Genomic DNA, 12,023 nt, shown 5'->3' with positions numbered 1-12,023 from the left:
GGCTTTTTTTATTATCCGTTTGCGGTAAAGCCTGGGTAACAGGTCATACCACCATCTACGAAAATGGTAGTCCCATTGATATATTCAGATTCATCAGAGGCCAACCAGCTGGCAACACTTCCAATATCGTCCGGTACACCAATTTGTTTGTAGGGTATTAATTTTAGCATGCCCTCCCTACCTTCCTTGGTATTCCAAACATCTTTATTGATATCCGTTTTAATAGCTCCCGGTGCTATAGAATTGCATCTGATTTTATCCGGTCCGTATTCCTGGCAGATAGTTTGCATCAACATGACCAAACCTCCCTTAGAAGCTGCGTAATTAGCATGACCGGCCCAAGGTATAACCTCATGTACCGAACTCATATGAATAATTTTACCTAGCGATTTCGAAATTTCCGGACGCATTCCCCTTCTTTTAAATTCAATAATGGCTTCCTTGGCACAGAGAAACTGACCCGTTAGATTCACATCAATAACGCGTTGCCAATCCTTTAACGGCATTTCATGCAGCGGATGGTCTAACTGCAGACCGGCATTTGCCACACAGACATCAACCGTTCCATATTCGGCTATTGTTTTCTTGAACATTGATTGCACCTCTTCTTCTTTACTGACATCGCATTTTATTACTATAGCGTTACCGGACAAGCTATTTTGGGTAATCCAGTGAGCGACTTCTTCCGCTTCTTCCCTACTGCTATGGTAATTGATTACGATATTTGCTCCTTCTTGGGCCATAGCCTTGGCTACCGCTTCTCCAATACCATCACTAGATCCGGTGACGATACAGGTTTGCCCCTCTAATCTTTTATTTGGTTTTTGCATGAGTCTACATTTTATCTATTAAAGGTATACCCTATTAAGTTGATTATTTGTCCCAAATACAAAAATTTGTAGCACACGTTGTAGGCTGACAAAAAAAAATTGACAGTAACCACCTTTTACGGGTTACTGTCAATCTAGAAATTTATAGGAAAAAATTATTTCCCGTTAAAGAATATCATAATACCTATTACGATAAGGACAATGATAATGGAAACGGTAATGTCTACCCAATTATAACTGCTTTTGTTCTTATTCTTTTCCTCCTCGGTTATCGTACCAAAAGTGAGGTTAACAATTTGTTCCTTATCAGGAACTTCGGTCAAAAGACTAACCACAACCATAAATATTAAACAGAACAAAAAGAACCATGCCCCAAAGCTTAGGAAATTCATATCCCCTAGATAGAACAAGATTCCATCTGGATCCAAACTGCCTTTGACCAACTCAAGCGCAATTCTACAAAAGGCGACCACAATACCCATTACCAGTGTAGAAAAAGCACCGGTAGCATTGATTCTCTTATAGAATATCCCTAATAAAAATACTGCAGTAATAGGAGGTGCAATATAGGATTGTACACTTTGTAAATATTCATAAAGTACGCCGGATATATTGGCCATGATAGGTATCCAGATGATTCCAATGATCACAACAAATACCGTTGCAATCTGGCCTGTTCTTACCAACTTTTTTTCCGGTGCATTGGGCCGTAACTTTTTGTATACGTCTACCGTAAACAAGGTAGAACATGAATTAAAAACAGAAGCCAGGGAACTCATTAAAGCTGCCAAAAGTCCGGCTGCTACCAGCCCACGTAATCCAGATGGCAACAAATTACTCATTAATACAGGAAAGGCTTCATCTGCACTTTCCCAATGCAATTCCCCACGCATTTTTAAAGTTAAGGCGATCACTCCAGGAATCAAGAACAGGAACACGGGCAAAAGTTTTAACAATGCGCCAAAAATGGTTCCCCTACGGCCTTCTTTAATGTTTTTTGCCGTTAATGTTCTTTGCACGATATATTGGTCCGTACACCAATACCAAATACCTACAATTGTACTGGTAATGAACAATGATGGCCAAGGAAAATCTGGATCGGTTGCAGGTCTCCACATATTAAAATATTCCGGCCCCAAGGTGTCTACCATACTACCCCATCCACCAACTTTATCCAAGCCTATGAATGTCAATACTGCGGCACCCACGACCAATAAAATGGCCTGTAATGTCTCTGTATAGACCACGGCTCTCATACCTCCTAAAACGGTATAGACACCGGTAAGGACCACTGTGGCAATAGCACCGGTCCAAAAATCTATTCCCAACAAAGCGGAAACTACTACCCCACCAGCATAAATGGTTACGGATATTTTGGTCAGCACATAGGCAACAATGGAAAATATGGACAAAACCCATCTTGATCGGGCGTCAAAACGTTTTTCCAAAAATTCAGGCATGGTAAATACGCCGCTTCGTGCATAGAAAGGGAGAAATATCCAGCCCAACATTAAAACTACCCACGCGTGAATCTCATAAATCAATAAGGGTAACTTATTACTTGCTCCGGTGCCGGCCAGGCCTACAACATGTTCAGATCCAATATTGGATGCAAAGATTGAGGCACCGACCACAAACCAGCCCACATTTCTACCGGCCAGAAAATAATCTTCGGTATTGTTTTCCTTTTTTCTGATGACCCATACCGCTACCCCAACGAGTAACAGAAAGTATAGGGATATACTGATCCAGTCAAAATTGTCTAATTGTTGCATGGTAATGGTTATTTAGTATAAAATTTAAAAGTGGTCTTGGTTTTATATTTATCGTCCGGTGTTAAGGTTACGGAAGGAAAGTTAGGTTGATTGGGCGAATCTGGATAGTGCTGTGTCTCTAAACAGAAACCGCTTCTTTTGGCATAGGTACCCCCATCTGGGCTTGGCAATGTTCCGTCCAGAAAGTTACCCGAGTAAAACTGCATTCCCGGTTGGTCGGTTAACACTTCTATGGTTCTCCCGGTTTCCGGATGGTGCGCAGTTGCTACGGAACGATACCCTTTATCCACACTATTCAATGCCCAACAATGGTCATAACCACCACCCAGGGCAATTTGTTCGTTTTCTGCATTGATACCCTCACTAACCAATTTGGCCGTTCTAAAATCAAAAGGCGTTCCTTCTACAGATGCCAATTTCCCTGTTGGGATCAGCGACCCATCCACAGGTACAAATTGATCGGCATCTATCTCTACTTCATGATCAAGAATAAGCTGTGAAAAATCGCCCGAAAGATTAAAATAAGAATGCTGTGTAAGGTTTACTATGGTCGTCTTGTCCGTGGTGGCTTCATACAACACATCCAAACTATTGTCAGCATTTAACGTATAGGTAACCGTTGTATTTAAATTCCCCGGAAAGCCTTCTTCCATATCCTTGCTCAAATAACTAAGTTTCACGGAAGCTGAAGACTCATTGACCTGGGTACCTTCCACTGTCCACACCACTTTGTCAAAACCTACCAGTCCTCCATGCAAATTATTCTCGCCATTATTTTTGGCCAACGTATATTCGGTATCATTGAGACTAAACTTGCCTTTTGCAATACGGTTGCCATAACGCCCGATCAAGGCCCCAAAAAAGGGATTGTTCTCTTCATATTGAGCCAAATTGTCGAAACCCAAGACCACATTCTCCTTACGGCCTTCCTTATCCGCAGCTTTTATGGAAGTAATACGGCCGCCATAGGTAATGATAGCAACTTCAATACCCTCTTTATTGGAGAGCGTATATTCCTCTACTTCATCACCAATTTTTGTAACACCATAATCTGCCTTAGAAATGGTAACAGGATTCGACGTTGTTTCATCGTCATTTTTATGATCGGTCTTCATTGTTTTTTCTTTACAGTTAACGTTACACACAATTATGCTAATCAGCACGAATAAATAACTTATTTTAATAATTGGTCTCATAATATATGGTTTGTCATAGGTTGTTTTTAAATAAATGATAATATACCTCATTGGCATTAAGTTGATTTTTAAATTCTCTAATTGTTGTGTTTTTATCTATCACCACTAATTCTATCCCTGCCATATCTGCAAAATCCTCCATAAATTCCGTGGTCAAAGCCTGGCTATAAACTGTATGATGGGCCCCACCAGCAAGTATCCATGCCGTTGCTGCAATTTCCAGATTTGGATTTGCATCCCATAATACCCTTGCCACAGGCAAATTAGGCAATTTCCCCATGGGTTCCACAGCATCAACTTCATTGACCACAAGACGGAACCTGTTACCTAAATCTACCAAGGAAACATTAATGGCCGGACCGGCAGGGGAATTAAACACCAAACGAACGGGGTCTTCCTTACCTCCTATTCCCAACGGATGTATTTCGCAAGAGGGTTTGGCATCTGCGATAGATGGACAAATTTCCAACATATGGGAACCCATGACATATGCCTTTTCTGGAGTAAAATGATACGTATAGTCTTCCATAAAAGAAGTACCGCCCACCAAACCGCTGGCCATTACTTTCAAGGCCCTTAGCAATGCCGATGTTTTCCAATCCCCTTCTCCACCAAAACCATAACCATCTGCCATGAGACGTTGCGTAGCAATACCTGGTAATTGCTTTAGCTCCCCAAGATTTTCAAAGGTATCTGTAAACGCTTTAAAGCCACCTTCATCCAAAAATTTACGAAGGCCCAATTCTATTTTGGCGGCATCGATTAATGATTGTCTTTGAGTTCCTCCCGCTTTTAATTTATCACTTAACTCATAACTCTCTTCATATACTTTCACTAAAGCATCTACCTCATCTTGGGTAAGTGTATTCATATGTTTAACTACATCAGAAGAATCATAGCCATTGACAGAAAAACCAAAACGTAACTGTGCTTCGACCTTGTCACCATCGGTCACGGAAACCTCTCTCATATTATCACCAATACGCGCAACGTTCAGGTTTTGAAACTCATCCCATCCCATGGCTACACGTGCCCAATTGCCCAATTTCTTTTGTATTCTATCTTCTTGCCAATGCCCAACAATAATCTTTCTATTCTTGCGCATACGGGTCATCATATGGCCAAACTCACGGTCACCATGAGCGGATTGGTTCAGGTTCATAAAGTCCATATCTATGGTTTCCCATGGTACTTCAGCATTGAACTGTGTATGCAAATGGCATAAGGGCTTATTCAATACGCTTAAACCTTTGATCCACATTTTCGCCGGGGAAAAGGTATGCATCCAAGTTATGATACCGATACAATTTTTAGTGGAACTTGCCTTAAGACAGATATCCGTTATCTCCATTGGAGATTTTACCGTTGGTTTATAAATAATTTTTACCGGTATTTTGCCCGAAGCATTAAAGCCTTCCACAATTTGTTGGGAGTCTTCAGCTACTTGTCTAAGCGTATCTTCCCCATATAAATCTTGGCTGCCCGTAACAAACCATATTTCCTTGTTAAGCATAATAATTTTTATAAAGTGTTATAGTTATTGACCGTAATAGGCATTTTTACCGTGTTTACGTTCGTAGTGTTTTTTGATCAATGCCTCTTTAAGGCGAGGTGCGTTAGGATTGATTTGAAGGGTCAGGTAGGCCATTTGCGCAACAGTTTCCAATACCTTGCTATTATATACCGCTTTGGCCGCGGATGTTCCCCATGCAAACGGACCATGGTTTCCAATAAGAATCATTTCTACCTCGTTGGGCGATAGATTTCTTTCCTTAAAACAATCTATAATCTGTATACCTGTATTATGTTCATAATTGCCCGCTATAAGCTGGTCGTTCATAGGTTCTGCACAAGGTATATCAACGGTTAAATGATCCGCATGTGTGGTACCGAATATGGGAATATCTTGTTGTGCCTGTGCCCAAGCAACCGAATATGTGGCATGCGTATGGGCTATACCACCAATATGTTTCCAATTTTTATATAAATAAGCATGGGTCTTGGTATCCGATGAAGGTCTCATACCCCCCTCTACAATAGTATTCTCATAATCTAGGATTACAATATCTTCCGGTCTTAATTTTTCGTACGGTACTCCGCTCGGCTTAATTGCAAAAACACCATTATTTCTATCAACAGCACTAACATTACCAAAAGTGTAAATAACTAAGCCTAAATCATTAAGCTCAATATTTGCTTCAAAACATTCCTCTTTTAACGCTTTGTATTTTGAACTCATAATGCTACTTTTTTTTAATGGATGATTCAATGAATTCTCCCAGTTCAGTATACGAATCCATCAAATTACCAAAGGCATCAATGGTATCCTCTTTTGGATAATATTCCGCTTCAAAAGCACTCCCCATATGAGCACTTGCTTCTACCACATTTGAATAGATACCCGATGCAACCGCTGCATAAATAGCGGCACCCAAAGCAGGTGCTTGATCGGAGGCAGCTACTTTTATAGGCATATTCATGACATTTGCTAGGGTTTGCATAATATAGGATGATTTTCTGGCAACCCCACCAATTCCGATGACCGAATCTATTTGAACTCCTTCTTCTTTAAATCGGTCGGCAATTTTTTTGGAACCAAAACAAATGGCGTTTACCAATGCCTTAAATATATGTGGCGCCTTACTCCCTAACGATAAATTTGAAATTGCACTTTTAAGATTTTGGTCTGCATCTGGCGTTCTTCTTCCGTTTATCCAATCTAATGCTGTTGGTATACTTTCAGATAATGGAATAGCTTCGGCCGCGTCGGATAATTTTCTAATGAAGTCATTTTCAATTTCATTTTTCAAATCAGCTTTCTGCTGTTCCGATAAAATATTAGATGTCATTACCAGATTATCAATTGGCCAATCCAATACATTTTTAAACCAAGCCAGTAAATCGCCAAAAGCGGACTGGCCGGCTTCTAATCCTACTAATCCCGGTATGACCGAACCATTGACCTGACCACAAATACCTTTTATAGTTTTACCGTCTATATCCTTGTCCGTAGCCACCATGATATCACAGGTGGATGTACCCATAACGCGAACAAGGGCGTGTTCATTGATTTTAGCACCAACAGCTCCGGAATGTGCATCAAACGTGCCCACTGCGATAATCGTATCTGTTGTTAAACCAAGTTTATCTGCCCATTCTTTACTTAATTGGCCTGCAACCTGATCAGAGGTAAACGTTTCATTATATAGGCGATCTCTCAAATCAGCCAAATAATGGTCTAATTGTTCCAAAAATTCTTTAGGGGGAAGTCCGCCCCAGCTTTCATGCCACATGGCTTTATGTCCTGCGGCACACCTACTGCGTTTGAACGTGGTCAAATCCTTGTCCTCAATTAGCAAATAGGTCATGAGATCACAGTGTTCCATCCAGGTATAGGCATGGTTTTCAACCCCCTTATCTTCCTTGACCACATGCGCAATTTTAGCCCAAAACCATTCTGATGAATAAATACCACCAACGTATTTTGTAAAGTCCTCGCCGCCCCATGTGGCACCAAGTTCATTTATGCGTTCTGCTTCCGTAATAGCGGTATGGTCTTTCCAAAGTACCATCATCGCATTAGGGTTTTCAGTGAAACCATCGACTAAGGCTAACGGAGTACCATCTTTTGTCACCGGAACAGGTGAAGATCCAGTGGTATCGATACAAATTCCTTTTACATCACTTGGATTCACCTTACTTTGGGAAACAACGGCTTTTATAGTGATTTCCAATCCTTCTATATGATCTAAAGGATGCTGCCTAAATTGATTGATCGATGGGTTGCAATATTGCTGTTCTGCCCATCTTTTGTACCAATGGACCTTAGAGGCAATCTCCTCTCCGTTACTTGAATCGATAAGTACGGCCCTAACGGAATCCGAACCATAATCCAAGCCTATTACATAACCTTTCATTAAATACGTACAGTTTTATCTGGGTAAATATAAGGAATACATTTTATAAGTGTCAAGATAACACTTAAATATTTATTTTTTTATTTAAGAAGAATTTTCTTCCAAAACAATATATAAAGTATTGCTACATTGATCATTAACCATGTAAGACTATATCAATATAGCCAAAAATAATTTCAAGGCTTAGTCCAAAAGTGGCATAACACCCTTTAATGTTGGCTTTACTTGATTAATGTGCCCATTGTTATCAAAAGTAAGTTTGTCTATGGACACCTCCCTATGAAAACCGGCAGCCCTACCCATGTCTTTGCCTTTTGGGTGCGTAAATCTATGATACACTAAATACCAATCATCATTACTGGGAACTTGAAGAACGGAATTATGACCAGTAGCTAAAATTTCTAATTCTTTGTCCGCCTCAATAACAATATTATTCTCAGGAATTTCCAATGGTCCGGTTGGGCTCTTTGAAATGGCGTATCGCACTTTATAATTGGGACTTCTGGTATCATCTTCACTCCACATAAAATAATAAGTGCCCTCACGGTAAAATACCTCTGTTCCTTCTCTATATGTCTGATCAGGTGTAATCACTTTTAAGGTATTGTTTTTAAGAGAAACCATGTCATCGTTCAATTCTGCAACCGCCATATACATGTTGCCCCAGTATAAATAGGTTTTCCCACTTTTTGGGTCATTAAAAACATCCGGGTCAATTTCCTGTCCGTTCGTAATCCCTTCGGGCTTTGCATCGATAAGTGGTTTTCCATTATCAATAAAGGGACCTGTAGGATCATCTGATACGGCGACACCAATTTTTTGGGCAGCAGTAAAGTAATAATAATATTTATATTCATCCCCTTCTTTTCGTTCTATAATACACGGCGCCCATGCATTGCGATCTGCCCATGACACATCTTTCTTTAGATCTAGAATAATGCCCTCATCAGTCCAGTCCACCAAATTTGTAGAGGAAAAAGTTTTAAAGTAAGTACCCGACCAATTATTAAAACCATCTGATGTAGGATATATATAATATTTTTTCGTTTTGTTGGAATAGAGCACTTCTGGATCCGCATAATACCCCTTAATTGCAGGATTGTGATCCTTGGATACCATTACTTGGTAGGAGTGTTCACCCTTACCTTCTACCTTCATAATATATTCTACTGGACCATTCCTGAAATCCTGTGGACCAGATGGGGTAATAGTTGACCCCGTAAACGTTGAAAATTGTGGGTCAAAAGAGTTAAGGTCGGTCGTTTCCGTAACGGGTAACCTGATTTCCTTACCTTGCTGGTATACCGCTACATTTTGAGAGATTATATCATTGGACCCTAAGTTGAATAACGGTTTCTCAAATGAAGAGAATGCCGCAACCAAGGTTTTAAGTTCATTGGCCGTAATAGGAAGAACGGAACCATGCCGAGGATGAAAATCCATACTGATTTCCTCATCAATAACTTCAAAATTTTTAAGGTCCTTACTCTTGGTAAATTGGTACCCCTCTTTGGTATAAAGATCATACATTAAAATATACTCTCCAGTATCGTTCAACTTAAAAATACCACTGCCTTCCACTGGATCTTTCTCTAGGTCTACACGGTCATTGCTGACCAACTCATAACCCTCTGTCAATTTATTAGAAATAGCCAATTTTATACCGGGATTACCATCCTCTGCCTTATGGAACAGATGGTATTTGCCATTATGATAAATAATAACTCCATCTATACATGCCTTGTTATTACTATTGGCAGGTGGAAAATACAGTTGTTTAGGCACAGATTCAAAACCCGTAAAATCTTCATTTGCATAAGTGTAATAGATCTTATCTGGTTCATTGCCTTGCTTCATTGAAAAATAGACCATGTATTTTTGTTCCTTTTCATCATATATGGTCTGTGGTGCCCAAACTCTATATACTTCTCCAAACGTGTCCGGAAAAGTTTCGGGAATATTGATATTTGATGAGGTCCAATGAATTAAATCTGTTGATTTCATTAAGGTCATGGCATAATTTTTCCATCCCATTTCCGGCACATATAAGTCTGTGACGACCATATAGAACATTTTGCCGTCATGGGACCTGATAACATGTGGATCGCGTACACCGCCTGTGGCACTTATTTGGGCATTATCCACAATGGGTTCGTTATTGTTCAATGCCCTATAATTGTAACCATCCTCACTAATGGCATATCTTATGGATTCTTCGCCGGGCCCATTACCTACAAAATAAGCGAACAAATATGCGCTAGTTTTTTCGGTCTCTACTAGTTGATTACATGAATTTAAAACATTGCCACTAGGGTAATGGTAAGTATCAACCTTAAGTCTATAAACTTTTGCAATTTGGATTATAGTTAATAAGTGTTTGTTTTACACATGTAAATAAAACGAAGTAATTTTACATGTGCAAGAAAAAATACATTCAAGCACATTATAGTAATAAAGAGTTCAAAATTTATATTGAATTATATAGGATATTACCCAATTTTAACAAAAATTGAATTATTTACATCTAAACTTACTAAATTGCCCTCGCAAAATATTTTAAATGGTTTTAAGTAATTATAGTACAGAGGATAAGGTTCTACTTGCGGTAGATTGTATCATCTTCGGATTTGATAAAGAAGAATTAAAAATATTACTAGTTAAACGAGATTTTGAACCGGAAAAAGGAAAATGGTCCTTAATAGGCGGCTTTCTTACCAAGGAAGAAAATCTTGACCAATCTGCAATAAGAATATTACACCATCTTACAGGATTGAACAATATATACATGGAACAAGTTTATTCTTTTTCCAAAGTAGATAGAGATCCGGCGGAAAGAACCATATCCGTAGCCTATTACGCCTTAATAGATATTGCCACACATGACGAGGAGCTTATAAAACAAAACCCAATTCAATGGTTTAGTTTAAAAGAGGCACCTAAACTTATTTTTGACCATAACAGGATGGTAGAAAAGGCCATAGCCAGATTACGTAGAAGAGCATTGAGCAAACCAATAGGGTTTGAACTTTTACCGGAAAAATTCACCATGCGCCAATTGCAAAAATTATATGAAGCCATACTGGATACCAAATTGGACAAACGTAACTTCATTAATAAATTCAACTCTTTTGATATTTTGATAAAGTTGGACGAGAAGGATATGAGCTCGTCTAAAAAAGGCGCATACCTTTTCCAGTTCGACCAAGAAAAATATAAAAGAAAGGTTGAGGACGGCTTTAATTTTAAAATCTAAAATATCGTTTTAAGAAAATTATCTATTCCCTTTACAGTAGGTTCAAACCAAGGGCTGTAAAGCACAAAGGAATGGGGTGCCGTCTCAAAAGATATAACTTCAGAATAAATACTGTTATTCCGTAATATATTGATATAGTCCTCTCTTCCCGCATGCATGCGCGCTACAGCGCTATTTATGAAAAGTGTTGGCGGGGTTTTTTCGTTCACGTATGTCAATGGTGAAGCTTGTTTCCACAAAATAGGGTTCTCCGCCTTACTGTATCCAAACCAATGTGTTGCCGCAGATGTACGCTTACTATCGTCACCTTCACCACTCTCCTGATGTACAAATGACAAGGTTCCGTCCAAATCTATAATGGCATTCACATGAGAGGAAATTCCGGTATTACAGGCATCGTTTTCAAATAATAGTTTATTGGCGGTCGTTCCAATAAAAGCTGCCAATTCCCCTCCTGCCGAAAAACCGCTTACTACTATTTTCTCAGGATCAATTTGATAGGTATTTGCATTTTTACGGACCCATCGCACTACTGCCTTAAGGTCATATACCGCAGATGGAAAAAGAGCTTCAGTAGATAATCTATACTCTGGAGTTATACTAACATACCCTTTATTGGCCAATTGCTCAGCTAACGGATAATGTTGCATCCTGCTACCAGAACGCCACCCGCCACCATGTATTATAATTACGGCCGGTCTAAGCGTACCAGTGCTGTTCTTAGGTTCAAAGACATCTAGCTTTAACGCCCTGCTCCCTAACGTACAATAGGTAATATCTTCTTTTCTGATTACCGTTTCGAAATTAAATTCCTTGATAATCTTTATGTGCGGATATTTTTTTACATCTTTTGCAAAGGCAGATGCCGTAGTATAGGATGTATCACGTACACCGGTTACCCCTTCAAGGTTTTGCGCAATTAAGCCATTAGAAAAAAATGCAAAAACAGATAAAAGAAAAAGGATTTTTTTATTTAATCTCATGTATAATAGAACTTTTTCAAAATTGGTTGTTGGGTTGGAACTGTATAAATTCTTATCAAAAGTAGGGTT

Annotated in this window: 9 protein-coding genes; 1 reads left to right on the top strand and 8 read right to left on the bottom strand. The window is 39.3% G+C overall.

The annotated features are described in order from the left end of the window. Positions 1 to 11: 11 nt before the first annotated feature. The 7 genes from Q2T41_RS14390 to Q2T41_RS14360 form a co-directional block, all read right to left on the bottom strand. Positions 12 to 830, bottom strand: a complete 819-nt coding sequence (locus Q2T41_RS14390; protein ID WP_304436627.1) for an SDR family oxidoreductase — start codon at positions 828 to 830, stop codon at positions 12 to 14. Between the two features lie 155 nt (positions 831 to 985). After that, positions 986 to 2,605 carry a sodium:solute symporter gene (locus Q2T41_RS14385; RefSeq protein ID WP_304436626.1) on the bottom strand — a complete coding sequence of 540 codons (1,620 nt, stop codon included), beginning with the start codon at positions 2,603 to 2,605 and terminating at the stop codon, positions 986 to 988. Between the two features lie 8 nt (positions 2,606 to 2,613). Further along, positions 2,614 to 3,801 carry an aldose epimerase family protein gene (locus Q2T41_RS14380; RefSeq protein WP_304436625.1) on the bottom strand — a complete coding sequence of 396 codons (1,188 nt, stop codon included), beginning with the start codon at positions 3,799 to 3,801 and terminating at the stop codon, positions 2,614 to 2,616. 13 nt (positions 3,802 to 3,814) lie between these two features. Next, positions 3,815 to 5,314 (bottom strand): L-arabinose isomerase, encoded by a 1,500-nt coding sequence (gene araA, locus Q2T41_RS14375; RefSeq protein ID WP_304436624.1) that lies wholly within the window; start codon positions 5,312 to 5,314, stop codon positions 3,815 to 3,817. A gap of 24 nt (positions 5,315 to 5,338) precedes the next feature. Further along, positions 5,339 to 6,040, bottom strand: a complete 702-nt coding sequence (locus Q2T41_RS14370) for an L-ribulose-5-phosphate 4-epimerase (RefSeq protein WP_304436623.1) — start codon at positions 6,038 to 6,040, stop codon at positions 5,339 to 5,341. Positions 6,041 to 6,044: 4 nt separating this feature from the next. Continuing rightward, positions 6,045 to 7,718 (bottom strand): ribulokinase, encoded by a 1,674-nt coding sequence (locus Q2T41_RS14365; RefSeq protein WP_304436622.1) that lies wholly within the window; start codon positions 7,716 to 7,718, stop codon positions 6,045 to 6,047. A gap of 183 nt (positions 7,719 to 7,901) precedes the next feature. Next, the gene (locus Q2T41_RS14360; protein WP_495660025.1) at positions 7,902 to 10,073 is read right to left on the bottom strand and encodes a glycoside hydrolase family 43 protein; all 2,172 of its coding nucleotides are present in this window, start codon (positions 10,071 to 10,073) and stop codon (positions 7,902 to 7,904) included. 205 nt (positions 10,074 to 10,278) lie between these two features. On the opposite strand from Q2T41_RS14360, the gene Q2T41_RS14355 reads away from it, so the two are divergent. Further along, a complete protein-coding gene (locus tag Q2T41_RS14355; protein WP_304436620.1) occupies positions 10,279 to 10,971 on the top strand; it encodes an NUDIX hydrolase in 693 nt (230 codons plus the stop codon). Here the strand turns inward: Q2T41_RS14355 and Q2T41_RS14350 are convergent. Beyond that, positions 10,968 to 11,954: an alpha/beta hydrolase fold domain-containing protein gene (locus Q2T41_RS14350; RefSeq protein ID WP_304436619.1), complete on the bottom strand. Its 987-nt coding sequence runs from the start codon at positions 11,952 to 11,954 to the stop codon at positions 10,968 to 10,970. The two genes, Q2T41_RS14355 and Q2T41_RS14350, sit on opposite strands and share 4 nt — an antisense overlap. Between the last annotated feature and the right edge of the window lie 69 nt (positions 11,955 to 12,023).

The organism is Maribacter confluentis, from assembly GCF_030505015.1.
In the GTDB taxonomy this organism is placed as follows: Bacteria; Bacteroidota; Bacteroidia; order Flavobacteriales; family Flavobacteriaceae; genus Maribacter; species Maribacter sedimenticola.
The sequence above is the reverse complement of the archived record's forward strand: the minus strand, read 5'-3'. Positions and strand labels throughout refer to the sequence as shown.

Coding starts and splice junctions, on each gene's coding strand:
- Q2T41_RS14350 (WP_304436619.1), bottom strand. CDS start 11,954: ATGAGATTAAATAAAAAAATCCTTTTTCTTTTATCTGTTTTTGCATTT.
- araA (WP_304436624.1), bottom strand. CDS start 5,314: ATGCTTAACAAGGAAATATGGTTTGTTACGGGCAGCCAAGATTTATAT.
- Q2T41_RS14385 (WP_304436626.1), bottom strand. CDS start 2,605: ATGCAACAATTAGACAATTTTGACTGGATCAGTATATCCCTATACTTT.
- Q2T41_RS14370 (WP_304436623.1), bottom strand. CDS start 6,040: ATGAGTTCAAAATACAAAGCGTTAAAAGAGGAATGTTTTGAAGCAAAT.
- Q2T41_RS14365 (WP_304436622.1), bottom strand. CDS start 7,718: ATGAAAGGTTATGTAATAGGCTTGGATTATGGTTCGGATTCCGTTAGG.
- Q2T41_RS14380 (WP_304436625.1), bottom strand. CDS start 3,801: ATGAGACCAATTATTAAAATAAGTTATTTATTCGTGCTGATTAGCATA.
- Q2T41_RS14355 (WP_304436620.1), top strand. CDS start 10,279: ATGGTTTTAAGTAATTATAGTACAGAGGATAAGGTTCTACTTGCGGTA.
- Q2T41_RS14390 (WP_304436627.1), bottom strand. CDS start 830: ATGCAAAAACCAAATAAAAGATTAGAGGGGCAAACCTGTATCGTCACC.